Genomic DNA, 21,595 nt, shown 5'->3' on the forward strand with positions numbered 1-21,595 from the left:
CGGTCAGGAGGTCGGCGCGGGCTCGTTCAGCAGCGGAATGAGGATGCGGTTGAGATCGTCGAGGTCGAACGATCCGGCCTTGGCGTACCGAAGCCGGCCGGCGCGATCGATCACGAAATTGCTGGGAACGGCATTTTTGATCGGACCATAGGGCCCCTTGATCCGCCGCGCCGACTCGATCGTCATCACCGCGAAGACCGGCTTCAGCTTCCTGAGCGGGAGCGACGTCTCGGTCGTAACCGCAAAGACGCGCAGTCCGTTCTTTTTCTGCAGCCGGTAATAGGTGTCGAGCAACGGGAGTTCGCGTTTGCACGGAACGCACCAGGTCGCCCAGAAATTGATGACGACCACCTGGCCGCGCAGCCCGGAGAGATCGACCTTGGTACCGTCGATCAGAGTCAGTTCAAACGGTGGGGCGGGCTGATCGACCACAGGCTCCTTCAATGGCGCAGCACTGATCGACAGCAAGGCGAGTGGAAGCCCCAATAGGCGAAGGATGATATCGCGTCTTATGGTCATATGTCCCCCTGGTCCCGAGGTTCTTCCAATCTCCTGCCATCGTCAATCTTGGCCGCGTCGTTTTTTCGCCGGATTGGCCAGCGTTGTCAGGCTTTTCAGCGCCTTTCCGCACTGCAATAGGCCGCGCAACAAACTGTCGGAACAGGGATGTCAGCCATGAACACCGCCGAGATGACCGCCAAGATCGCCGCCGGAAACGGCTTCATCGCCGCACTCGACCAGTCCGGCGGTTCGACCCCCAAGGCGCTCGCTGGCTATGGTGTCTCGGACGATGCTTGGGCGACTGACGAGGAGATGTTCGGCCTCATCCACCAGATGCGCAGCCGCATCATCACCTCGCCCTGTTTCACCGGCGAAAAGGTGATCGGCGCGATCCTGTTCGAACGCACGATGGACGGACAAGTCGACGGCAAGCCAACGCCCCAGGCGCTGATCGAGCGCGGCGTCGTCCCGTTCATCAAGATCGACAAAGGGCTGGAGGACGAGGCGAGCGGCGTCCAGTTGATGAAGCCGATGCCCGATCTCGACGCGCTGCTGACCAGGGCGAAGGCGCTGGGCGTCTTCGGCACCAAGGAACGTTCGGTCGTTAATCTCGCCAACCGCGACGGCATCGCCGCTGTGGTGAAGCAGCAGTTCGAGGTGGGGGTTCAGGTGCTCAGTCACGGCATGATGCCGATCATCGAGCCCGAGGTGAACATCAAGTCGCCCGAACGCGCCGAGGCCGATGCGATCCTGCGCGACGAGATCCTCAAGGCGCTCGATGAACTGCCCGAGGGGCAGCAGGTCATGCTCAAGCTGTCAATCCCCGCGACTCCGGGCCTGTTTGATCCGCTCGTCGACCACCCGAAGGTGCTGCGCGTCGTCGCGCTCTCCGGCGGCTACAAGCGTCCCGAGGCTTGCGCGGAGCTTGCGAAGAACCGCGGCATGATCGCGAGCTTCAGCCGCGCCCTGCTCGAAGATCTGCGCCACGGCATGAGCGACGCCGAATTCGATGCTTCGCTTGCCCGGGCGATCGACGACATTCACTGCGCCTCGACCGACAAGGTCGCCGTTACGGCCTGAGATTTCGCTCGACCTTCGACAGCATACGCAACAGGGTATCGCGTGAATTGACGAGTCGGGGATCTCGTGCTGAAGAAGTTGATCCTAGGGCTGTGCCTGCTGGCGCTGCCCCTGTCGGCGGCGGCTGCAGATCGCGGCGACGAGAAGAGCGTCGCACCTGAAGGTGGCGGGGGCGAGGCCGAGGCTACTCATGCCGAGCTGATCGCCTATGGCAAATGGCTGCTCGAACTCGACGGCGCGATCGAACCCGCGCTGAGAGCGCTGCGGGAGTTGGGACCGGCTTGGCAGACGGCGGTGGCGCGACCTACGCCAGCCGCAGCCGAGGCGCAATTCCTCCCGTTTTTGGACGACGCCGAGCGGGCGGTTGCGGCAGCGAAGGTACGACTGACGGCGATGCCGGAGTTTCGATTCGAACGGATCGAACTCGACGCGGAGGCTCAACCGGCGCGGGTCCACGCCGAAATGGTCCGGATGCTCGATCAAGTCACGGAACTCGTGACAAGTTTCCGACCGCTTATCCGCGCGATCGGCAGCAAGGATCCCGAGGCCGGAGACGCGGCAGTCATGAAGATGCTCGGTTCGGCGCGCACCCTGTTTCGAGCGCAGGCGGCGATGACCGGCGCCTTCGTCGCGACGATGGAAGCGGGTGACCCAGCGCGCCATTCGCTGATGTTCGACCAGATTTTCTATCGATCGGGGATGCGGTTGTTCACGACGACCGAGCGCATGGTGCGCGGGCAGCCCGACGCCACGCTTGCGACCGATCTCGCTAAACTGGCCGAGGAGATGGATGGTGTGATCGATCGCGGCCTTGCATCGGTGGATGCGAGTCAGGCCGCGGCGATGACGCTGCGGAGCGAATTGGGCGCGGATGCCGAAGGCGTGAGCGCGCGGGCGATGCTCGACAAATCGGTAGCGATGGAGAGCCTGTATCGCGAATCCTTTGCCATCGCGCGCAGCTATGCGGGCGCAATGCGGGCCACGTCGAAGCGGCTGACCGGTGGAGCGGTAACGCTGCCCCAACTCCAGCCGCTGATCAATCAGTTGCGCGATACGCGCATCCGGCTCGACGCGGTGGCGACCCGACAGGCGGAGATACTGGCGGGGATGCGCTGAGGTCGCGCACGCAGAAGCTTCCCGTTCGCCGCGAGCCGTCCTATCAGCGCGGCATGGATGAAGAGGACCTGCCCCCGCTCGGCCCCGAATTCGCCGCGCAGTTCAAGCGCGACGACAAGCGGCCGCCCTGCCAACTGTATCTGATCTCGCCGCTCGCGATGGGAGGCGATTTTCCTGACCGGCTGGCCCGCGCCCTTGATGCAGGACCAGTCGCCGCCTTCCAGTTCCGGGTCAAGGACGTCGACCAGCATGAAGCGGCCCGGCTCGCCGAGCCGCTTCAGCGCATTTGTGCCGACCGCGAGGTGGCGTTCATCGTCAACGACAGCATCAGCCTCGCCAAACGGCTGGGCGCCGATGGCGTGCATCTGGGGCAGGGCGATGGTGATCCCCGCGAAGCCCGCGCTGTGCTTGGCCCCGCAGCGCAGATCGGCGTCACCTGTCACGACAGCCGCCATCTTGCGATGGAAGCGGGTGAGGCGGGCGCAGATTATGTCGCGTTCGGCGCCTTTTTCCCGACCGCGACCAAGGAAACGCATCACCTTCCCGACCCGGCGATCCTGTCATGGTGGACGACGGTGTTCGAAATCCCCTGTGTCGCGATCGGCGGGATCACCCCGGCCAATGCTGCCGAACTGGTCGCCGCGGGCGCGGATTTCCTGGCGATAAGCGGCAGCATCTGGTCCGATGACGAGGCCGAAGCGGTGCGACGGTTTCACGGCGTCCTGGCCAGGAGCGGGTAGGGATCGGGCGGTGCTGGATCGGCTATTCACGATCGTGGCAGGACGCATCTCCGCTTTTGTCGGGCAACCGGTGGCATTCGTGCTCGCGTTCGCCGCCATTCTGATCTGGGGCGTCACGGGTCCGCTGTTCGGTTATTCCGACACCTGGCAACTGGTGGTGAATACCTCGACCACCATTGTGACCTTCCTGATGGTTTTCCTGATCCAGAATTCGCAGAATCGCGATGCCGCAGCAATGCAGGCTAAACTGGACGAACTAATCCGGGCCGTCGCCGAGGCGCGCAACGAATTCATTGGGATCGAGCATCGCAGCGATACGGAGATCGAGAAAATCCGCCACGCGATCGAGGAGGAATGCGGCGAGGATGGGGTTCCGATCACCGCGGACCACCCTGCTGCGACGGTGACACGGTTGCGCGATCGGTATTGACCGCGCAACCCGTGAGCGCATTGGCTCGTTGTCCCTCTGTACCAAAGCGGAGAGTGCGTGTGCGTGGCAGTGTGGTGGGTTGGGTTGGAGCAGCGATACTGGCCGCGGGAATGATCGCGCCGGGGCAGGCGCAGGCGCCCGATTCGCAGAAGGAGGGGGCAAAGCAACCGGCGCTCAGCAACGACATTCTCCATGTTCAGGTCATCCTGGACCATCTTGGCTTTCCCCCCGGGCCGCTGGACGGACGCGAAGGTGCCGGACTCACCTCCGCTCTGAAAGGATTTCAGCTTTCGCGGGGCCTTCCCGTCACCGGCAAGGTCGATACGCGGACGTTGCAGGCGTTGCATCCGCATCGCGCGATCCGCCCGACCCGCACGCTGCGTCTCACCGCCGACGCGCTGTCCGGACCGTTTGTCCGGCCCTGGCCCAAGGATGTGCAGGCTCAGGCGAAGCTCAAGACCATGGGATATCGCAGCGCGCTGGAGAAGCTGGCGGAGATGTTCCACACTACGCCCGAAGTGCTGATCGAACTGAACAGCCCCGACACGCGGTTGGCACCAGGCGTCCCGGTAGAATTCCCCAATGCGCTGCCCGCATCGCGCGCTTATCCCGCCGATCTGAAGCCTGAATGGCGCAAGACGCTGACCGATCTGAACGTCAACGCGGTGCAGCCCAAGGCGAACCGGGTGGTGGTCGACAAGTCGGACAAGGTGCTGCGCGTGTTCGGGCAGGACGGAAAACTGGCCGCCCAGTTCAACGTCACGGTAGGAAGCAAGCGCGATCCCCTGCCGATCGGCGGGTGGAAGGTGAATGGCGTCGCGACCAATCCCGAATTTCATTACAATCCCAAGCTATTCTGGGACGTCAGCGACAGGAAGCCCGATGCGCTGCTTCCCCCTGGCCCCAACAGCCCGGTCGGGGTGGTCTGGATCGACCTCAGCAAGGAACATTATGGCATCCATGGCACGCCGGAGCCGCAGAATATCGGTCGGAGCGAAAGTCATGGCTGTGTCCGCCTGACCAACTGGGATGCGGCCCGGCTGGCGCTGATGGTGGCGCCGGGAACGCCGGTGATCTTTCAGGAATGAACACGCTGCGAATCGCGCTGTGGACATTGGCGGGCTGCGCGGTCGCGGCGCTTGCCTTTCTCCTCGCGACGATCCGGGTGGTTGAGCCGAACACCGCCGCCGCCCAGCCGACCCTGAAACCCCCTCCTGTCGCGACCCCCGTGGCCACGGCCTCCGCTGCGCGGTTGATCGTGCCCGTAGCCGGGGTGGATCGCGGGGCACTACGTCGCAACTGGGGCGAGCCACGCGGAGGCGGAATGCGCACCCATCAGGGATTGGACATCATCGCCCCCGCCAACGCACCGGTGATCGCCGCAGCAGACGGCCGGGTCGAGAAGCTGTTCTATTCGCACGGTGGGGGCGGGATCACCCTCTATCAGCGCTCGGTCGATGGGGCGTGGATCTATTATTACGCGCATCTCGCGGGCTATGCGCCGGGCATCGCCGAGGGGCGGGATCTCCGCGCGGGCGACTCGCTTGGCTATGTCGGCGACACCGGCAATGCCGGGCCGGGGAATTATCACCTGCATTTCGGGGTCGCGCGGATGTCGTCCGGCGAGCGCTGGCATCAGGGTACTCCGGTCGACCCGTATCCGCTGCTTGCCGGATCGCGCGCAGCCCGCTAAGGGCGCCGCCTGTTCTTTCTCAGCACTGATAGGCGATCCCCATGAAGATCAGCGGCGTGGACATCCGTCCCGGCAACATCATCGAATATGAAGGCGGCATCTGGCGCGCGGTGAAAATCCAGCACACCCAGCCGGGCAAGGGCGGCGCCTATATGCAGGTCGAGATGAAGAACCTGCGCGACGGCCGCAAGAACAACGTCCGCTTCCGCTCTGCCGAGACGGTCGAGCGCATTCGTCTCGATACCAAGGATTTCCAGTTTCTCTATCCCGAGGGCGACATGCTCGTCTTCATGGACAAGGAAACCTATGATCAGACCACGCTCCCCCGCGATCTGCTGGGCGACGCCGCCGCGTTCCTCCAAGACGGCATGGATGTGGTGATGGAGCTGTATGACGAGGAAGCGATCAGCGTCCAGCTGCCCGACACGATCGAAGCGACGATTGTCGAGGCCGACGCAGTGGTGAAGGGGCAGACCGCCTCGTCCAGCTACAAGCCCGCGATCCTCGACAATGGCGTGCGCATCATGGTTCCGCCACATATCGGCGCGGGCACCCGCATCGTCGTCGATGTGTACGAGCAGACCTACGTCAAGCGCGCAGATTGATGCTCTCCCTCTCCCCGCTTGCGGGGAGAGGGTCGGGGAGAGGGGGCTGAAAAACTGGCCCCGCCTTCGTGATTGCCCCTCTCCCAACCCTCTCCCCGGAGGGGAGAGGGCTAGAAAGAAAAATATGGTTTCCCATTCCGGCCTCATCACCGTCATCGAGCGTGCCGCGCGCAAGGCGGGGCCGCGGCTGCGGCGCGATTTCAACGAGGTCCAGCAGCTGCAGGTCAGCCGCAAGGGGCCGGCCGACTTCGTGTCGATGGCCGACAAGCGCGCCGAGGACACGCTGATCGAGGAACTGCGCAAGGCGCGGCCCGATTGGGGGTTCCTGGTCGAGGAGCGCGGGCAGATTGCGGGCGATCCGGACAAGCCGCGCTGGATCATCGATCCGCTCGACGGCACCACCAACTTCCTTCACGGCATTCCGCATTTCTGCATGTCGATCGCCGTCGAGGACCCGCACGGCAGCCAGGGCAAGCCCGAGATCACCCATGGCTATGTCTATCAGCCGCTGACCGATGAGAGCTTCTGGGCCGAAAAGGGCCGCGGCGCCTGGGTACAGGACCAGCGGCTGCGCGTCTCTTCGCGCCGCGACCTCGCCGATGCGCTGATCGCAACCGGCATCCCGTTTCTTGGCCATGGAAATTTCGCGGAATGGAGCCGCATCTTCGGCGCGATCGCGCCCGAAGTTGTCGGCATCCGTCGCTTCGGATCGGCTGCGCTCGACCTCGCCTGGGTGGCGGCGGGGCGCTATGACGGCTTCTGGGAAAGCGGTCTCAAGCCGTGGGATACCGCGGCGGGCATCCTGCTGGTCAAGGAATCGGGCGGCTTCGTCACCGATTTCCGCGGCACCGACAATGCGCAGGCCAAGGGCGAGATCCTCGCCGCGAACGACGGGCTGCATTCGAAGCTGCACAAGCTGCTTGCGAGTTCGCTGCGCTAGTCCCGTAGCGCCGACGTCAGATCTTTGCGGGCGCGGGGTCTTTCGTTTCTTCCGGATACAGCAGGTCGCTATAGTGGCCCAGGATTGCGTCCCATAGGTCGAGGTGATCGACGAACAGTGCCTTGCTGATCCCGCCTTCGTCCAGATTCAGGTCCATCTCGAGCACGGCGTCGCCATCCGAATCGAGATAGGCGCGGGCGAAGCGGTATTCGGTGTTCCATTTGACCATCTCGGCCGCGCCCGCCTTGGTGTCGGTGAAGGCGGCGACAAACTGGATCGAGGTGCAGTTCGCATTCTTCTCGCACCCGTAGAAATAGATCCTGAACTTGGTCCCCTGCTCGAACGTGGCCTGGATCAGCGGATCGCCCTGCTTGTCCGCCTCGATCGTCGCCCAGAAATTCTGCTCGCGCAGGATCGCGGAAATCACCTTGGCGTCGGCGGTGACGTTCTGGGCGATTGCCGGTGATGCTGTGGCAACCGTCGTTAGGGCCAGGGCCGCGGCGAGCGCGAAAGTGCGTAGCATCAATGAAATCCCCCGTGTGAATCAAGCATGAGGTTAGTGGGGCGGATCGCCGTCGGCAATCGGCCGAACGCATGACTCAAGCGCTATTTGTTGCGAGTGATTCTCAAGGGTTTCCGCCCTTGATGCCCCCCAGCCATCGGCCTAAAGCGACCCCTAGATTCCGCAACCGCGAGGGGCCGTCTTGGTCGACCTTATCGAATATCTGCCGATCCTGCTGTTCCTGGGGGTGGCGCTGGTGCTGTCGAGCGCCTTTGTCTTCCTGCCCATGATCGCGGCCCGCTTCACCGGCGCGCATCAGCCGACGCCGGAAAAGCTCACCGAATATGAATGCGGCTTTCCCGCGTTCGAGGATTCGCGCAGCCAGTTTGACGTGCGCTTCTACCTCGTCGCGATCCTGTTCATCATCTTCGATCTTGAGGCTGCCTTCCTCTTCCCCTGGGCCGTCACGGTGTTCGACCTTGGATGGGCCGCGTGGATCAGCATGATGATCTTCATCGCCGAACTCGGCCTTGGCCTCGCCTATGCGTGGAAGGTCGGCGCGCTGGATTGGGAATGAGTATCGTGAACCAGACTTCTCCGATCCTGAATGCGCAGGGGCAGCCGATGGCGGCGCCTGGCGCGGGTGCCGTTGTCCAGCCGGACCAGCAGTTCTTCAACGACCTCAACGGTGAGCTGGGTGACAAGGGCTTCCTCGTCACCTCGACCGAGGAGTTGTTCCAGTGGGCGCGCACCGGCTCGCTGTGGTGGATGACCTTCGGCCTTGCCTGCTGCGCGGTCGAGATGATCCATGTGAACATGCCGCGCTACGACATGGAGCGGTTCGGTGCCGCCCCGCGCGCGTCCCCGCGTCAGAGCGACGTGATGATCGTTGCCGGCACGCTGTGTAACAAGATGGCCCCGGCGCTCCGCCGCGTCTACGACCAGATGTCGGAGCCGAAATACGTCATCTCGATGGGCAGCTGCGCCAATGGCGGCGGCTATTACCATTATAGCTACAGCGTCGTGCGCGGGTGCGACCGGATCGTGCCGGTCGACATCTATGTCCCGGGGTGCCCGCCGACCGCCGAGGCGCTGCTCTACGGCGTGATGCAGCTCCAGCGGAAGATCCGCCGCATCGGCACGGTGACCCGGTGAAGGCCCCGGCTCCCAAATATGCCGCCAATGACGGCGTGATCGCGGCGGCGCAGGCGGCGCTCGGCGACATGCTGGTCGAGGCGACCGATCTGGTCGGCGAGGTCAATCTGACCGTCGATCGTGCGCGTTTGCCGGAGGCGATGATCGCGCTGCGCGATGGCGCTATGCTGCAATATCAGGCGCTGATGGAGATCGCCGGGGTCGATTATCCCGAGCGGGCCGAGCGGTTCGACGTCTGCTACATGCTGCTCAGCTATACCCGCAACCACCGCATCCGCGTGCGCGTGACCACGGACGAGGTGCAGCCGGTGCCGTCGGTAACGTCGATCTGGCCGGTCGCCGGCTGGCTCGAGCGCGAGGTGTACGACATGTACGGGGTACTGTTCGAGGGGAATGAGGACCTGCGTCGCATCCTCACCGATTACGGCTTTCGCGGGCATCCGCAGCGCAAGGATTTCCCGCTCTCCGGGTTCGTCGAGCTGCGCTATTCTGAAGCCGACAAGCGCGTCGTCTATGAGCCGGTTCAGCTGGCGCAGGATTTCCGCAATTTCGATTTCATGAGCCCGTGGGAAGGCGCGCAATATGTGCTGCCGGGCGACGAGAAGGCGGCTCCGGCCCCGGCGCCAGCGCCCGCTCCGGCCCCTGCGCCCAAGGCTGAGGAAAAGCCCGCCGTTCCCGAGGCAAAGGGTGCCCCGACGCCGGCGAGCGCCGAAGAGGTCAAGGAAGCCGATGACTCGGTAAAACCCGTCAAGGCGCGCGTCCGCAAGCCCAAGACGACCGAGAGCGTCGAGGATACCGGTATCGGCAAGGCGACGCCGGAGGCTGGGCCCGAGCCCGCCAATCCCGACGTGCCCCAGGCCGATGCGAAAAAGCCCCGCAAGCCCCGCGCCCCGCGCAAGCCGAAGGGGGAGGGTGAAGCGTAATGGCTGACTATCTCGAAGAAATCGCCGGGCGCACCGATGCGAGCGATCCCAGCGTGGGCGACACCGAAATTGCCAACTATACGATCAACTTCGGCCCCCAACATCCCGCGGCGCACGGCGTGCTGCGCCTTGTCATGGAGCTGGACGGCGAGATCATCGAGCGGATCGACCCGCATGTCGGCCTGCTCCATCGCGGCACCGAAAAGCTGATCGAATACAAGACTTACACTCAGGCGCTTCCCTATATGGACCGCCTCGATTATTGCTCGCCGCTGGCGATGGAGCACAGCTTCGTGCTCGCGGTGGAGAAGCTGCTCGACCTGGAGGTTCCGGTGCGCGCGCAGTATCTGCGTGTGTTCTTCGCCGAGCTGACCCGCATCTGCAACCACATGCTCAACCTCGGCGCGCACGTCATGGACGTCGGCGCGATGACGCCGAACCTGTGGATGTTCGAGCTGCGCGAGGATTGCCTCAACTTTTTCGAGCGCATGTCCGGCGCGCGGATGCACCATAATTACCTGCGTCCCGGCGGCGTGCATCAGGATGTGCCGCTCAAGTTGCTGACCGATATCGGCGACTGGCTCGACACGCGCCTGCCGCAGCTGTTCGGCGACGCGATCAGCCTGGTCGCGGAAAACCGCATCTTCAAGCAGCGCAATGTCGACATCGCGATCGTCAGCCGCGACGACGCGGTGAAATGGGGCTTTTCCGGCCCGATGATCCGCGCCGCCGGCATCCCGTGGGACCTGCGCAAGTCGCAGCCCTATGACGTGTATGACCGCATGGATTTCGAAATCCCGGTCGGCACGCGCGGCGACTGCTATGACCGCTTTATGGTCCGCGTCGAGGAAGTCTATCAGTCCGCGCGCATCATGAAACAGTGCCTGAACGAGATGCCCGGCGGCCCGATCGCCTCGCTCGATCGCAAGGTGGTGCCGCCCAAGCGCGCCGAGATGAAGCAGTCGATGGAAGCGCTGATCCATCATTTCAAACTCTATACCGAGGGCTTCCACGTCCCCGCGGGCGAAGTCTATGTCGCGACCGAAAGCCCCAAGGGCGAGTTTGGCATCTACATGGTTAGCGACGGGTCGAACAAACCCTATCGCTGCAAGATCCGCCCGACCGCGTTCAGTCATCTCCAGGCAATGGACTTCATGTCGCGCGGGCACATGCTGGCGGACACGACGGCGATCCTTGGCGCGATGGATATCGTGTTCGGGGAGTGTGACCGGTGAGCGCGTCGAGTGTCGCGGTGATCGCAGCGTTAGTTACCGCCGTGGCGGCTGCGGGATCCCTTATCGTGCTTATCTTCCAGCAGCGGCGCGCAATCAAGATCGGGCGGGCAGAGTTCATACACGATATAAATGAGAACTTGGAGCGCTATGCTTCAATTAGGGTTCTCATTATGAAAGGCGCGGATTTCACAAAAATCGGGGAAGAGCAACTTGTTGCATTGAGGGACTACGCCATAATATTTGAGAGCATCTATGCGTTTTATAGGGCGGGGGCATTTGAAGCGCGTGACGTTCTGAGTTTTTTTGGAGAGCGTTTTAAAGAGCTCTATTTTAGTGAGGGATTTTCAAAATTGATCGGCCGTGAGGGCCGAGACAATTCTCGACCAGAGTTCCTCGATATGGCTAGTGAATTTAGAGCAATGAACGAACTGATCCGATCGATCGATGAGAAGTTAATTCGCGAAGAAAGCTTGGAAGCGGTGAATAATGGCTGACGCACAAGCAATCGAAGACACTCCTGAACTCCGCGCACGCTGGGGCAATTTCGCCTGGACGGCAGAGAATGCCGCCAAGGCCGCGACCATCCGCGCGCGCTATCCCGAGGGGCGGCAGATGAGCTGCACCATCCCCTATCTCGACCTGGCGCAGCGTCAGGTCGGGGCGGAGACGGATACGCAGGGGTGGCTGCCGATCCCGGTGATCGAATTCGTCGCGCGCGAACTCGACCTGGCGGTGATCCGCGTGCTCGAGGTCGCGACCTTCTACACCATGTTCAACCTGCATCCGGTCGGCAAATATCATGTGCAGGTGTGCGGCACGACGCCGTGCTGGCTGCGCGGATCGGATGAGGTGTTCGCCGCGTGCAAGAATCGCGGCATGGCCAGGGGCAAGACGACGCCTGACGGGCTGTTCACGCTGACCGAGGTCGAGTGCATGGGCAATTGCGCGTCGGCGCCGATGGTCCAGATCAACGACGATAATTTCGAAGACCTCGACTATGATCGCACCGCCGCGATCCTCGATGCGCTGGCGCGGGGCGAGAGCCCCAAGGCGGGGACGCAGGAGCCGGGCCGTCACACCGTCGAGCCGCTGGGCGGGCCGACGACGCTGACCGCGATGGTGTCCGAGAACCACGACTATCGGGGGGAATGGTGATGCCTGAACCCGTCCGCAAAAGCCTGCCCGTCATCGGCATCATCTTCCTCCTGCTCGCGATCCTGAAGTTCGTGCAGGGCGGGAATTGGATCGTGTGGCTGATCCTCGCGATCCTGTTCGGCGCGATGCGCCTGTTGCCGTCGAGTGAGTCCACCGCCTCTGATCCGGAGCACAAGGCATGAGCAAGAACACGATCTTCACGATCCTCGCCATCATCGGTGGCATCGTCGTCGCGATCTGGGCGCTGAAGCTCGCCGCGAAGCTGTTCGTCCCGCTGCTCGTCATCGGCGCGGGCGTCGCGATCTATCTCGCGGTCAAGGATAACAAGCGTATCGGGGGCCCGAAGTGACCCGTATTTCCGTTACCCCAGCGAAAGCTGGGGTCTCCCAGTTTCAAACTGCGCGCTTGCCGCACCAGACCCCAGCTTTCGCTGGGGTGATGGCTTCCTGCGGAGTCCGTCATGCTCGCTGACAAGGACCGCATCTTCACCAACCTCTACGGCTATCAGCCATGGAACCTCGACGCTGCGATTGCGCGCGGCGCGTGGGACAACACCAAGGCGCTGCTCGACCTCGGCCCCGACACGATCATCGAGAAGATCAAGGCGTCGGGCCTGCGCGGGCGCGGCGGGGCGGGGTTCCCGACCGGCATGAAATGGTCGTTCATGCCCAAGAACCCGACACCCGAGCGGCCGAGCTTCCTGGTGATCAACGCCGACGAATCCGAGCCCGGATCGTGTAAGGACCGCGAGATCATCCGCCACGACCCGCATCTGTTGCTCGAAGGCGCGCTGGTCGCTGGCTTCGCGATGCGCGCACGGGCGGCGTACATCTACATTCGCGGCGAATATATCCGCGAGGCGCAGACGCTGTTCGCGGCGATCGAGGAGGCCTACGCCAAGGGCCTGCTGGGCAAGAATGCCTGCGGCTCGGGCTATGATTTCGACGTCTTCTGCCACCGCGGTGCCGGCGCGTACATCTGCGGCGAAGAGACCGCGATGATCGAGAGCCTGGAGGGCAAGAAGGGGCAGCCGCGGCTCAAGCCCCCCTTTCCGGCGGGTGCGGGCCTTTATGGCTGCCCGACCACGGTCAACAACGTCGAATCGATCGCGGTCGCGCCGACGATCCTGCGCCGCTCGCCCGAATGGTTCGCGAGCTTCGGCCGTGAGAACAACAAGGGCACCAAGCTCTTCCAGATCAGCGGCCATGTCGAAAAGCCGTGCGTGGTCGAGGAGAGCATGTCGATCCCGTTCCGCGAGCTGATCGAAAAGCACTGCGGCGGCATCCGCGGCGGCTGGGACAACCTCCTCGCGGTGATCCCCGGCGGCTCGTCTGTCCCCCTCGTCCCGGCGGCGGAGATCATGGACGCGCCGATGGATTTCGATGGGCTCAAGTCGCTCGGCTCGGGCCTCGGCACCGCTGCCGTGATCGTGATGGACAAGTCCACCGACATCGTCGGCGCGATCAGCCGCATCAGCTATTTCTACAAGCATGAAAGCTGCGGCCAGTGCACCCCGTGCCGCGAGGGCACCGGCTGGATGTGGCGCGTGATGGAGCGGATGCGCACCGGCGACGCGGACATCAGCGAGATCGACACGCTCTACAACGTCACCAAGCAGGTCGAAGGCCACACCATCTGCGCGCTCGGCGACGCAGCGGCCTGGCCGATTCAGGGCCTGATCAAGCATTTCCGCCCGGAGATGGAGCGACGCATCCTTGAGAAGCAAGGCGGCGGACTGGAACCGATGCAGGAAGCGGCCGAGTGATCCTTTCGATCGCCTTGATATCTCTGGCCGCGATGGCGCAGGAGCCGGGCGACTTTATGCCGTCGCCTCCTCCGCTCGACAGTACGACCCTGCCAGAACTTCCGCCGCGTGGGGCTGTCGGCAAGGTCGAGGACGCGCAACCTTTGGCGGATGATCGTGCTCAGGAGTATTTGGTCGGCGTTTTCGAATGTCTGCGTCAGAAGCGAACGACAGATGTCGTCGCAGCTTCGCAAATCCTCAACCTGAAGCGTTCCGATCAGGCGATAGCCGCGCTGTTGAAGCATCGGTGCGAGCCACAGCGTCGAACAGGCGCGGTTCCAATCGGTCAGACCGGCGTGCCGCCGCTGAGAGGCGCGCTGTTCGTTGCATTGTATCGGGCGCAGTTCGCGACGCGTGATCCTGGTATCAGTGAGGCTCCTCCCGTATCGGTGGATGGCACTGGTGCTCCATTGGCACGTCAGCAGTGGTTTGCCGCCGCATATCGGTTTGCGAACTGCGTTACGCGCTCGGCTTCGAACGAAGCGCGCCTTGTGGTGTTGTCGCCCGCAGGGAGTAAAGCGTCGCTCGACGCATTTCAGGCTATGAATGACCGGATGGCGAACTGTCTTGGAGCCGGTCAGCAGTTCGCGGTGTCGCGTCCGGTGCTGACCGGGTTGCTGGCGGAAGCGCTGTATCGATCGGCAGGGGAGACCAACTCATGATGTTGCTCATATTGGCATCGATGGCGCTCGCGGCGTCTCCGGCTGATCCCGCCGGTTGCGTACTCGCACGCGGCGGGGACGCCACGCGCGCCCTGATGAAGGCGGCGCCGGGTTCGCCCGAGTTCCAGCCTGCGCTCGAACGCGCGCGGCCGGTGCTGACGGCGTGCGGCGCTGCGACCGATGGTGCCGGGCTCGACGTGCTGCTCGCCGACATGTCGTCGCAACTGCTGCGCACCGACTATGCCAAATATCCCTTCCGCGCGCTGCCCGCCGCCTCGCTGACCCAGGCGAAGGCAGAGGGGCTGCGGCGTGAGACTTCGGGTTGGCCTGCCGCCGATGCGGTCGGCCGCTGCGTCGTCGCACGCGATCTGCACGCCGCCGTGCGGCTGGTGCGGGCGCGTAAGGGCACGAAGAGCGAGGCGAAGGCGATGGATGTCGTCCTGCCGCTCGTCCCGGGTTGCGTCGATGCGGGTGCGGCCTTTACCGCCAGCCGGACGGAGCTGCGCGACGGCATCGCCCGCGCGCTGTATCGCGACGTGATCAGCCTGATCCCCGATCTTTGGCCGGCCTGACGGAGACCCGATGATGATTCTCGCACTCGCCATCGCGCTTTCGGCCCCGCCCGCCGCGCAATCGACCGATCCGCGCACCTATCGCATCATGCAGCAATTCGCCGCCTGCGTGGTGCGGGGCGACAAGGCGGAGGCTCGCGCCTTCCTGGCGATGGCACCGGAAGGCAAGGAGGCCGACGCGGCGATGCGCCGCATGGCGAAGGAGCGCAGCGCGTGCCTGCGCGGCCCCGCGGGCGACGGCGGCAAGCTGAAGATGAAGGCGGCGTCGCTGCGTGGCGCGCTGGCCGAGCAGCTGTATCTCGCCGAATATTCCGCCGCACCCGCTGCGCCGGAGGGCGAACACGCCGCGTTCCAGGGGAGTGGCGACGAGAAGCTGGCGAGCTACGATGTCACCCGCTGCGCCGCGATGCGCGACCCAGTGGGAGCCGACATGCTGGTACGCGCCGATCTGAATTCGAACGCCGAGCGCGAGGCGCTGCGCAAGGTGATGCCCGCCATCGCCGGCTGCACGCCCAAGGGCGCGAAACTGGGCTTCGATCGCGAATTGCTCCGCGGCTTGATGGCCGAGGGGTTGTATCTGCATCGTAACGGAGCGGTCGGTGCCGGAGCTGGGCCGGGTTGATGCGAGCACTGGTCTGGATCCGATCCAACTATCTGGACGCGCGTCGGCGCGCTGGCAGCTGCCTGCGCACCGGTGCATCGCGGGCGCTTGTCGTCGCGATCTCCGCTGCCTCGATGGCGGCAGCCACGGCAGCCACGGCAGCCGCGGCAGCTGCGGCGCAGGACCCGCCGACGGGTTCGCGGCTGGGAAGCCGGACGCAACCCGGTGAGAAGGGGCCGATCGACGAGGCGATCCGGGCGCAGCATAAGCTTGCCAGTTGCATCGTGTTCAAGCGCGATCGCGCGGTACGACGCTGGCTGAGGACGCTCGACCCGATCGAGGAGGAAAAGGCGGCGCAAGAGGTCTTTCGCATGGTCGATTGCGACTATGTGGGATTCGCGGATGCCTGGACCGACATTTTCGCCGTCGCATCCAGCCGGGCTCTCCAGCGTGGGTCGGTCGCCGAAGCATCGCTCCGTAAGGACGGCTTCCTCGACAAAAAGGCCGCCCCCCCAGTGGCGTTGCCGATGGCCGAAGGTTATGATCGCCCCTGGTACGCGATGACCGGGCGGTCGGCGTCTGTCGATACGATGGCGACGTGTCTGGTCGAGACTCAGCCGGTGCCCGTGCTGGAGTTATTGCGGACCAAGCCGACATCGAAAGAGGAAACGGTCGCCTTCCAAGCGCTGGCCCAAGTGCTCGGCACCTGCCTCATTAACGGCGCGACGGTTCGTGCCAATCTCGTTACGCTTCGCGCGAGCTTCGCCGAGGCCTATTTTCACCGGATCCATGATCCGAGCGACAAGGTTGCGTCGTAATGCCGAAACTGACCGTTGACGGGATCGAAGTCGAAGTCCCCGCTGGCGCCACCGTCCTTCAGGCGTGTGAGGCGGCGGGCAAGGAGATTCCGCGTTTCTGCTATCACGAGCGGCTCAGCATCGCCGGCAATTGCCGCATGTGTCTGGTCGAGGTGAAGCCCGGGCCCCCCAAGCCTCAAGCGTCATGTGCGCTGCCCGCCGCCGACAATCAGGAGGTCCGCACCGACAGCGCGATGGTGAAGGCCGCGCGCGAAGGCGTGATGGAGTTCCTGCTGATCAACCACCCGCTCGACTGCCCGATCTGCGATCAGGGCGGCGAGTGCGACCTGCAGGACCAGTCGATCGCCTATGGTCGCGGGCACAGCCGCTACACCGAGAACAAGCGTGCGGTGACCGAGAAATATATGGGTCCCATCGTCAAGACGGTGATGACCCGCTGCATCCAGTGCACCCGTTGCGTCCGCTTCGCCGAAGAGGTTGCGGGCGTGGAGGAAATCGGCGCGATCTATCGCGGCGAGAATATGCAGATCACCAGCTATCTCGAACAGGCGGTGACGTCCGAACTGTCGGGCAATGTCGTCGACCTGTGCCCGGTCGGCGCGCTGACCTCGAAGCCCTATGCGTTCGAGGCGCGTCCGTGGGAGCTCAAGAAGACGCTCGCGATCGACGTGATGGACGCGGTCGGCACCAACATCCGCATCGACAGCCGCGGGCGCGGCGTGCTGCGCGTGCTGCCGCGCATCAACGAAGACGTGAACGAGGAATGGGCGCACGACAAGACGCGCCACCATGTCGACGGCCTCAGCTTCCGTCGGCTCGACAAGCCTTATGTCCGCAAGGACGGCAAGCTGGTCGAATCGACCTGGGACGAGGCGTTCGCCGCCATCGCCGTCGCGGCCAAGGGCGCAGGGGACAAGGTCGCCGCGATCCATGGCGACCTGCTCGATTGCGAGACGATCTTTGCCGCCAAGAAGCTGGTCCAGTCGTTCGGCTCGACCCTGCTCGAAGGGCGCCAGACCGGCATGGCGTATGACACGTCGTCGCTGTCGGCGGTGAATTTCAACACCACCATCGCGGGCGTCGAGACGGCGGACGTGATCCTGCTCGTCGGCACGAACCTGCGCTGGGAAGCGCCGCTGGTGAACACCCGCGTGCGCAAGGCGATCAAGAAGGGCGCCAAGGTCTTCGCGATCGGGCCGGAAACCGACCTGACCTACAAGACCACCTGGCTCGGCAACGACCTCGGCCTGCTCGGCAAGCTGCCGCAGGCGGCGGCGGATGCGTTCAAGGATGCCAAGCGCCCGATGGTCATCGTCGGCGGTGCGGCGCTCAAGAACGGGCATGGCGCGGCACTGGCGCTGGCCAAGTCGCTCGATCTGGTGCGTGAGGGCTGGAACGGCTTCAACGTGCTGCACATGGCGGCGAGCCGCATGGGCGGGCTGATGCTGGGCTTTGCGTCGAAGGGCGGCATTGCCGACATCGTTGCGGCAGAGCCGAAGCTGACCTTCTTCCTCGGTGCGGACGAAGTGGATTTCGCCACCTTCGCCAACAGCTTCAACGTCTATATCGGCCATCATGGCGATAAGGGTGCGCATGCGGCGGACGTGATCCTGCCAGGCGCGAGCTACGCCGAAAAGCATGGCACCTATGTCAATCTGGAAGGCCGGGTCCAGCGCAGCGAGAAGGCAGTTTCGGCCCCCGGCGACGCGCGTGAGGACTGGACGATCCTGCGCGCGCTGTCCGAAGTGATGGGCAAGACGCTCCCGTTCGACAGCTTTGGTGAACTGCGCGCGGCGATGGCCGCCGAAGTGCCGGCGCTGGGTAGCGAAGGGCTCGCCAGCTTCGACTGGAACCCGCCCGCGCTGGACGCCAAGGGGGAAGGGGAGGTCGCGTATCCGATCGCCGACTTCTACCTCACCAACGCCATCTGCCGCGCATCGCCGACGATGCAGCGCTGCTCGGCGGAACTGGTCCACGGCAAGGATTTCGCGGAGGCAGCGGAATGAGCCCGTATCTCTGGTCGATGCGCTCCGCATCGGTGATCCTGTTCGTCGTCGCGCTGATCGCATTCGTAGCGACATTGGCAGCAGCATTCCCGCTATTCGGGGAGGCTGGGGCGATGGGCAGCTATCCTGAAATGAAGCCGCTCTCGCTGTTGGTAGGGTTCGGTAACGCGTGCCTCGCCATGGCATGGCCGTTGTTCGGCGCTGCGCTGCTCTGGCGGATTGACCAGTGGCGCGATGTGAAATCGCAGGGGGCTGCAGAGTGACCGCTTTCTTCCAATCCCTCGGCATGTCCTTCGAATGGGCGTGGTTCGTCGCGACGATCGCGGGCATCCTGCTGATCGCGCTGCCGCTGATGCTGGCCGTCGCCATGATCATCTATGCCGATCGCAAGATCTGGGCGGCGATCGCGCTGCGGCGTGGTCCCAACGTCGTCGGCCCGCTCGGCCTGCTCCAGTCGTTCGCGGACGGCCTGAAGGTCTTCCTTCAGGAAACCATCATCCCGTCGAGCGCGAACAAGGGGCTGTTCCTGCTCGCGCCGATCATCACCTTCACCGTCGCGCTGATCGTGTGGGCGGTGATTCCGTTCCAGGCGGGCGTGGTGCTGTCGAACATCAATGTCGGCCTGCTCTACATCCTCGCGGCGTCGTCGCTGGGCGTGTATGGCGTGATCCTCGCCGGCTGGGCGTCGAACTCCAAATACCCCTTCTACTCGGCGATCCGCGCGGCGGCGCAGATGGTCAGTTATGAAGTGTCGATCGGTTTCGTGCTGATCGCGGTGGTGCTTTGGGCGGGGACGTTCAACCTGTCGGGCATCGTCAACGCGCAGCAGGGGCATGTGCTCGGCATCTTCAACGGGTTCGGCTTCAACCCGCTGCTGTTCCCGATGGCGGTGGTGTTCCTGATCTCCGCGCTCGCCGAAACCGCGCGCGCGCCGTTCGACCTGACCGAGGCGGAGAGCGAGCTGGTCGCGGGCTATCAGACCGAATATTCGTCGATGGCGTTCGCGCTCTACTGGCTCGGCGAATATGCCAACGTGATCCTGATGTGCACGCTCAACGCGGTGCTGTTCTGGGGCGGCTACCTGCCCCCGATCGACTGGGCGCCGCTCTATGCGGTGCCGGGCATCATCTGGCTGTTCATCAAGATCCTCGTCTTCTTCTTCATCTTCTCGTGGATCAAGGCGACCGTCCCGCGCTACCGCTACGACCAGCTGATGCGCCTGGGCTGGAAGATCTTCCTGCCGCTGTCGCTGTTCTTCGTGTTCGCGGTGTCGGGCTGGCTGATGATTCAGCGGGTGGGGCTGTGAGCGCAATGCTCGCGCTCACGCTCGCGGCGGTTGCGGGCCAAGCGGACATTGATCCGCGCAAGCTATTCTCTTGCCATTACTGGTCGAGCGAAGATTTCAGCGCGAAAAATCTGAAAGACGAAAATCAGGTTCTGACATTAAACCTCGCTGTCGCTGAAGGTGAAGGGGCCCAAGGCCGATCGGTAGAGGTGCTTAATACTCCAAATGTTTTTGGATCTCTTACGCCGACAGCGATTTCTGTAAGTGAAAGGGATAAGAAAAAACTTGTCACCGTAGACCTTTCCAGTGCGGATGCGCGAAAGGTGCACTTCGCGATGTGGTATGAAGGTGATCGCGATATTTGGATATCGACCGTCTTTTTCATTCCCACGCAATCGAAAATGGAACGCGACCAATTTGGTGGAATGTGCATGGTGTATAACGGTTTTAGCCCATCCATGTTGCCATGGCTGAAAGAGCAGAAATAATGAGCGTCGCCCAACTCGTCCGTTCGTTCACCCTGTGGGAATTCGTGAAGGCGCATGCCCTCACGCTGAAATATTTCTTCAAGCCCAAGGCGACGATCAACTATCCGTACGAGAAGAACCCGATCTCGCCCCGCTTCCGCGGCGAGCACGCGCTGCGCCGTTATCCCAATGGCGAAGAGCGCTGCATCGCGTGCAAGCTGTGCGAGGCGATCTGCCCGGCGCTGGCGATCACGATCGAGGCGGAGCCGCGTGAGGACGGCAGCCGCCGTACCACCCGCTACGACATCGACATGACCAAGTGCATCTATTGCGGCCTGTGCGCCGAGGCTTGCCCGGTCGATGCGATCGTCGAGGGGCCGAACTTCGAATTCGCGACCGAAACCCGTGAGGAGCTGATCTACAGCAAGGAAAAGCTGCTCGCGAACGGCGACCGCTGGGAACGCGCGATCGCCGCGAACCTTGCCGCCGATGCACCCTATCGTTAAGCGCGCCATGAATTTCGGAATCACCTCCGTTTGCCCTGAGCTTGTCGAAGGGCGGTATCTTCAGCGACTGCGGCTGGGCTTCGACAGGCTCAGCCCGAACGGGGTTTGGGGGCTAAAGTCTAAGCCATGATCCAGGCAATCGCCTTCTATCTCTTCGCCGGGGTGGTGATCCTCTCCGCCGCGATGACGATTACCGCCCGCAATCCCGTTCATTCGGTGCTGTGGCTGATCCTCGCCTTCTTCAACGCCGCCGGCCTGATGGTGCTGGCGGGGGCGGAGTTCATCGCGATGCTGCTGGTCATCGTCTATGTCGGCGCGGTCGCGGTGCTGTTCCTGTTCGTCGTGATGATGCTCGACATCGACTTTGCCGAGCTGCGCGCCGGGTTCGTGCGCTATGCGCTGTTCGGCCTAGCCATCGCGATCGCGCTTGCGGCGGAGATCGTCATCGGCGTCGCCGCCTGGAGCGCAGGCAAGATCGACCTTGCCAACCGCATCGCTCCGACCGACACCGCGCTGGGCCAGGTCCCCAATGTCGAGGCGATCGGGCTGCTGCTCTACAGCCGCTATCTCTATCTGTTCGAGGCGGCGGGCTTCATCCTGCTCGTCGCCATGGTCGGCGCGATCGTGCTGACCCACCGCAAGCGCGGCGGCGTCCAGAACCAGAATGTCTGGCGCCAGATCAACCGGCGTCAGAAGGACGCCATCCGCAACGTCAATCAGCCCGTCGGGCAGGGGGTGGAGCTGTGATCCACAACAGCCGTCACCCCAGCGAAAGCTGGGGTCTCCAGATGTTGAAGGC

The 21,595-nt window shown here is 63.7% G+C and carries 29 protein-coding genes; 27 read left to right on the forward strand and 2 right to left on the reverse strand.

Translation table 11 applies throughout. From position 1 onward, the window contains the following. Positions 1–3: 3 nt before the first annotated feature. On the reverse strand, positions 4–519 hold the full coding sequence (locus FPZ54_RS19410) for a TlpA family protein disulfide reductase (RefSeq protein WP_186456846.1): 516 nt from the start codon (positions 517–519) through the stop codon (positions 4–6). Between the two features lie 156 nt (positions 520–675). On the opposite strand from FPZ54_RS19410, the gene FPZ54_RS19415 reads away from it, so the two are divergent. The 8 genes from FPZ54_RS19415 to FPZ54_RS19450 all read left to right on the forward strand — a co-directional run bounded on the left by FPZ54_RS19415 (position 676) and on the right by FPZ54_RS19450 (position 7,105). Next, positions 676–1,581 carry a fructose bisphosphate aldolase gene (locus FPZ54_RS19415; protein WP_145849439.1) on the forward strand — a complete coding sequence of 302 codons (906 nt, stop codon included), beginning with the start codon at positions 676–678 and terminating at the stop codon, positions 1,579–1,581. Positions 1,582–1,647: 66 nt separating this feature from the next. Beyond that, the gene (locus tag FPZ54_RS19420; RefSeq protein WP_145849440.1) at positions 1,648–2,697 is read left to right on the forward strand and encodes a hypothetical protein; all 1,050 of its coding nucleotides are present in this window, start codon (positions 1,648–1,650) and stop codon (positions 2,695–2,697) included. A gap of 53 nt (positions 2,698–2,750) precedes the next feature. Further along, entirely contained in the window at positions 2,751–3,437 is a 687-nt protein-coding gene (thiE, locus tag FPZ54_RS19425; protein WP_145849441.1) for a thiamine phosphate synthase, read from the forward strand. 13 nt (positions 3,438–3,450) lie between these two features. Then, positions 3,451–3,867, forward strand: coding sequence for a low affinity iron permease family protein (locus FPZ54_RS19430; RefSeq protein ID WP_145850073.1), 417 nt, complete (start codon positions 3,451–3,453; stop codon positions 3,865–3,867). A 110-nt stretch (positions 3,868–3,977) separates the two neighbouring features. Then, positions 3,978–4,955 (forward strand): L,D-transpeptidase family protein, encoded by a 978-nt coding sequence (locus tag FPZ54_RS19435; RefSeq protein ID WP_145849442.1) that lies wholly within the window; start codon positions 3,978–3,980, stop codon positions 4,953–4,955. Then, positions 4,952–5,560, forward strand: coding sequence for a murein hydrolase activator EnvC family protein (locus tag FPZ54_RS19440; protein ID WP_145849443.1), 609 nt, complete (start codon positions 4,952–4,954; stop codon positions 5,558–5,560). The genes FPZ54_RS19435 and FPZ54_RS19440 overlap by 4 nt, the downstream gene beginning before the upstream one ends. Positions 5,561–5,601: 41 nt before the next feature. Then, complete coding sequence (gene efp, locus FPZ54_RS19445) at positions 5,602–6,165, forward strand: elongation factor P (RefSeq protein WP_145849444.1); 564 nt, start codon at positions 5,602–5,604, stop codon at positions 6,163–6,165. A gap of 124 nt (positions 6,166–6,289) precedes the next feature. Beyond that, the gene (locus FPZ54_RS19450; protein WP_145849445.1) at positions 6,290–7,105 is read left to right on the forward strand and encodes an inositol monophosphatase family protein; all 816 of its coding nucleotides are present in this window, start codon (positions 6,290–6,292) and stop codon (positions 7,103–7,105) included. A gap of 16 nt (positions 7,106–7,121) precedes the next feature. Here FPZ54_RS19450 and FPZ54_RS19455 read toward each other — a convergent pair whose 3' ends face one another. After that, positions 7,122–7,628: a YbjN domain-containing protein gene (locus tag FPZ54_RS19455; protein WP_145849446.1), complete on the reverse strand. Its 507-nt coding sequence runs from the start codon at positions 7,626–7,628 to the stop codon at positions 7,122–7,124. Positions 7,629–7,809: 181 nt separating this feature from the next. On the opposite strand from FPZ54_RS19455, the gene ndhC reads away from it, so the two are divergent. The 19 genes from ndhC to FPZ54_RS19545 all read left to right on the forward strand — a co-directional run bounded on the left by ndhC (position 7,810) and on the right by FPZ54_RS19545 (position 21,543). Then, positions 7,810–8,184: an NADH-quinone oxidoreductase subunit A gene (gene ndhC, locus FPZ54_RS19460; protein WP_145849447.1), complete on the forward strand. Its 375-nt coding sequence runs from the start codon at positions 7,810–7,812 to the stop codon at positions 8,182–8,184. A 47-nt stretch (positions 8,185–8,231) separates the two neighbouring features. Further along, on the forward strand, positions 8,232–8,762 hold the full coding sequence (locus FPZ54_RS19465) for a NuoB/complex I 20 kDa subunit family protein (protein WP_145850075.1): 531 nt from the start codon (positions 8,232–8,234) through the stop codon (positions 8,760–8,762). After that, positions 8,759–9,685 carry an NADH-quinone oxidoreductase subunit C gene (locus FPZ54_RS19470; RefSeq protein WP_145849448.1) on the forward strand — a complete coding sequence of 309 codons (927 nt, stop codon included), beginning with the start codon at positions 8,759–8,761 and terminating at the stop codon, positions 9,683–9,685. The genes FPZ54_RS19465 and FPZ54_RS19470 overlap by 4 nt, the downstream gene beginning before the upstream one ends. Next, on the forward strand, positions 9,685–10,920 hold the full coding sequence (locus tag FPZ54_RS19475; RefSeq protein WP_145849449.1) for an NADH-quinone oxidoreductase subunit D: 1,236 nt from the start codon (positions 9,685–9,687) through the stop codon (positions 10,918–10,920). Before FPZ54_RS19470 ends, FPZ54_RS19475 begins: the two co-directional genes overlap by 1 nt. After that, a complete protein-coding gene (locus FPZ54_RS19480) occupies positions 10,917–11,414 on the forward strand; it encodes a hypothetical protein (protein ID WP_145849450.1) in 498 nt (165 codons plus the stop codon). The genes FPZ54_RS19475 and FPZ54_RS19480 overlap by 4 nt, the downstream gene beginning before the upstream one ends. After that, positions 11,407–12,075, forward strand: a complete 669-nt coding sequence (locus FPZ54_RS19485) for a complex I 24 kDa subunit family protein (protein WP_145849451.1) — start codon at positions 11,407–11,409, stop codon at positions 12,073–12,075. Before FPZ54_RS19480 ends, FPZ54_RS19485 begins: the two co-directional genes overlap by 8 nt. Then, positions 12,075–12,257, forward strand: coding sequence for a hypothetical protein (locus tag FPZ54_RS19490; RefSeq protein WP_145849452.1), 183 nt, complete (start codon positions 12,075–12,077; stop codon positions 12,255–12,257). The genes FPZ54_RS19485 and FPZ54_RS19490 overlap by 1 nt, the downstream gene beginning before the upstream one ends. Continuing rightward, complete coding sequence (locus FPZ54_RS20005; protein WP_186456848.1) at positions 12,254–12,424, forward strand: hypothetical protein; 171 nt, start codon at positions 12,254–12,256, stop codon at positions 12,422–12,424. Before FPZ54_RS19490 ends, FPZ54_RS20005 begins: the two co-directional genes overlap by 4 nt. A 111-nt stretch (positions 12,425–12,535) precedes the next feature. Next, the gene (nuoF, locus tag FPZ54_RS19495; protein ID WP_145849453.1) at positions 12,536–13,840 is read left to right on the forward strand and encodes an NADH-quinone oxidoreductase subunit NuoF; all 1,305 of its coding nucleotides are present in this window, start codon (positions 12,536–12,538) and stop codon (positions 13,838–13,840) included. Continuing rightward, positions 13,837–14,541, forward strand: a complete 705-nt coding sequence (locus FPZ54_RS19500; protein ID WP_145849454.1) for a hypothetical protein — start codon at positions 13,837–13,839, stop codon at positions 14,539–14,541. Before nuoF ends, FPZ54_RS19500 begins: the two co-directional genes overlap by 4 nt. Beyond that, a complete protein-coding gene (locus tag FPZ54_RS19505) occupies positions 14,538–15,113 on the forward strand; it encodes a hypothetical protein (protein WP_145849455.1) in 576 nt (191 codons plus the stop codon). The genes FPZ54_RS19500 and FPZ54_RS19505 overlap by 4 nt, the downstream gene beginning before the upstream one ends. 10 nt (positions 15,114–15,123) lie before the next feature. Further along, positions 15,124–15,735, forward strand: coding sequence for a hypothetical protein (locus tag FPZ54_RS19510; RefSeq protein ID WP_145849456.1), 612 nt, complete (start codon positions 15,124–15,126; stop codon positions 15,733–15,735). Further along, positions 15,735–16,532 (forward strand): hypothetical protein, encoded by a 798-nt coding sequence (locus FPZ54_RS19515; RefSeq protein ID WP_145849457.1) that lies wholly within the window; start codon positions 15,735–15,737, stop codon positions 16,530–16,532. Before FPZ54_RS19510 ends, FPZ54_RS19515 begins: the two co-directional genes overlap by 1 nt. After that, entirely contained in the window at positions 16,532–18,538 is a 2,007-nt protein-coding gene (gene nuoG, locus FPZ54_RS19520) for an NADH-quinone oxidoreductase subunit NuoG (protein WP_145849458.1), read from the forward strand. The genes FPZ54_RS19515 and nuoG overlap by 1 nt, the downstream gene beginning before the upstream one ends. Then, a complete protein-coding gene (locus FPZ54_RS19525; RefSeq protein ID WP_145849459.1) occupies positions 18,535–18,801 on the forward strand; it encodes a hypothetical protein in 267 nt (88 codons plus the stop codon). The genes nuoG and FPZ54_RS19525 overlap by 4 nt, the downstream gene beginning before the upstream one ends. Beyond that, the gene (nuoH, locus tag FPZ54_RS19530; protein ID WP_145849460.1) at positions 18,798–19,844 is read left to right on the forward strand and encodes an NADH-quinone oxidoreductase subunit NuoH; all 1,047 of its coding nucleotides are present in this window, start codon (positions 18,798–18,800) and stop codon (positions 19,842–19,844) included. Before FPZ54_RS19525 ends, nuoH begins: the two co-directional genes overlap by 4 nt. Further along, positions 19,841–20,311 (forward strand): hypothetical protein, encoded by a 471-nt coding sequence (locus FPZ54_RS19535; RefSeq protein WP_186456849.1) that lies wholly within the window; start codon positions 19,841–19,843, stop codon positions 20,309–20,311. Before nuoH ends, FPZ54_RS19535 begins: the two co-directional genes overlap by 4 nt. Then, on the forward strand, positions 20,311–20,796 hold the full coding sequence (gene nuoI / locus FPZ54_RS19540; protein WP_145849462.1) for an NADH-quinone oxidoreductase subunit NuoI: 486 nt from the start codon (positions 20,311–20,313) through the stop codon (positions 20,794–20,796). The genes FPZ54_RS19535 and nuoI overlap by 1 nt, the downstream gene beginning before the upstream one ends. Positions 20,797–20,922: 126 nt before the next feature. Further along, positions 20,923–21,543, forward strand: coding sequence for an NADH-quinone oxidoreductase subunit J (locus FPZ54_RS19545; RefSeq protein ID WP_145849463.1), 621 nt, complete (start codon positions 20,923–20,925; stop codon positions 21,541–21,543). Positions 21,544–21,595: the final 52 nt, after the last annotated feature.

Source organism: Sphingomonas suaedae, from assembly GCF_007833215.1.
Lineage (GTDB): Bacteria > Pseudomonadota > Alphaproteobacteria > Sphingomonadales > Sphingomonadaceae > Sphingomonas > Sphingomonas suaedae.

Bases quoted from the DNA above. Each gene is read 5' to 3' on its own strand.
- FPZ54_RS19410 (WP_186456846.1), bottom strand. From the start codon at position 519: ATGACCATAAGACGCGATATCATCCTTCGCCTATTGGGGCTTCCACTC.
- FPZ54_RS19415 (WP_145849439.1), top strand. From the start codon at position 676: ATGAACACCGCCGAGATGACCGCCAAGATCGCCGCCGGAAACGGCTTC.
- thiE (WP_145849441.1), top strand. From the start codon at position 2,751: ATGGATGAAGAGGACCTGCCCCCGCTCGGCCCCGAATTCGCCGCGCAG.
- FPZ54_RS19435 (WP_145849442.1), top strand. From the start codon at position 3,978: ATGATCGCGCCGGGGCAGGCGCAGGCGCCCGATTCGCAGAAGGAGGGG.
- FPZ54_RS19440 (WP_145849443.1), top strand. From the start codon at position 4,952: ATGAACACGCTGCGAATCGCGCTGTGGACATTGGCGGGCTGCGCGGTC.
- efp (WP_145849444.1), top strand. From the start codon at position 5,602: ATGAAGATCAGCGGCGTGGACATCCGTCCCGGCAACATCATCGAATAT.
- FPZ54_RS19450 (WP_145849445.1), top strand. From the start codon at position 6,290: ATGGTTTCCCATTCCGGCCTCATCACCGTCATCGAGCGTGCCGCGCGC.
- FPZ54_RS19455 (WP_145849446.1), bottom strand. From the start codon at position 7,628: ATGCTACGCACTTTCGCGCTCGCCGCGGCCCTGGCCCTAACGACGGTT.
- FPZ54_RS19465 (WP_145850075.1), top strand. From the start codon at position 8,232: ATGGCGGCGCCTGGCGCGGGTGCCGTTGTCCAGCCGGACCAGCAGTTC.
- FPZ54_RS19475 (WP_145849449.1), top strand. From the start codon at position 9,685: ATGGCTGACTATCTCGAAGAAATCGCCGGGCGCACCGATGCGAGCGAT.
- FPZ54_RS19485 (WP_145849451.1), top strand. From the start codon at position 11,407: ATGGCTGACGCACAAGCAATCGAAGACACTCCTGAACTCCGCGCACGC.
- FPZ54_RS19490 (WP_145849452.1), top strand. From the start codon at position 12,075: ATGCCTGAACCCGTCCGCAAAAGCCTGCCCGTCATCGGCATCATCTTC.
- FPZ54_RS20005 (WP_186456848.1), top strand. From the start codon at position 12,254: ATGAGCAAGAACACGATCTTCACGATCCTCGCCATCATCGGTGGCATC.
- nuoF (WP_145849453.1), top strand. From the start codon at position 12,536: ATGCTCGCTGACAAGGACCGCATCTTCACCAACCTCTACGGCTATCAG.
- FPZ54_RS19505 (WP_145849455.1), top strand. From the start codon at position 14,538: ATGATGTTGCTCATATTGGCATCGATGGCGCTCGCGGCGTCTCCGGCT.
- FPZ54_RS19510 (WP_145849456.1), top strand. From the start codon at position 15,124: ATGATGATTCTCGCACTCGCCATCGCGCTTTCGGCCCCGCCCGCCGCG.
- FPZ54_RS19515 (WP_145849457.1), top strand. From the start codon at position 15,735: ATGCGAGCACTGGTCTGGATCCGATCCAACTATCTGGACGCGCGTCGG.
- nuoG (WP_145849458.1), top strand. From the start codon at position 16,532: ATGCCGAAACTGACCGTTGACGGGATCGAAGTCGAAGTCCCCGCTGGC.
- FPZ54_RS19525 (WP_145849459.1), top strand. From the start codon at position 18,535: ATGAGCCCGTATCTCTGGTCGATGCGCTCCGCATCGGTGATCCTGTTC.
- nuoI (WP_145849462.1), top strand. From the start codon at position 20,311: ATGAGCGTCGCCCAACTCGTCCGTTCGTTCACCCTGTGGGAATTCGTG.
- FPZ54_RS19545 (WP_145849463.1), top strand. From the start codon at position 20,923: ATGATCCAGGCAATCGCCTTCTATCTCTTCGCCGGGGTGGTGATCCTC.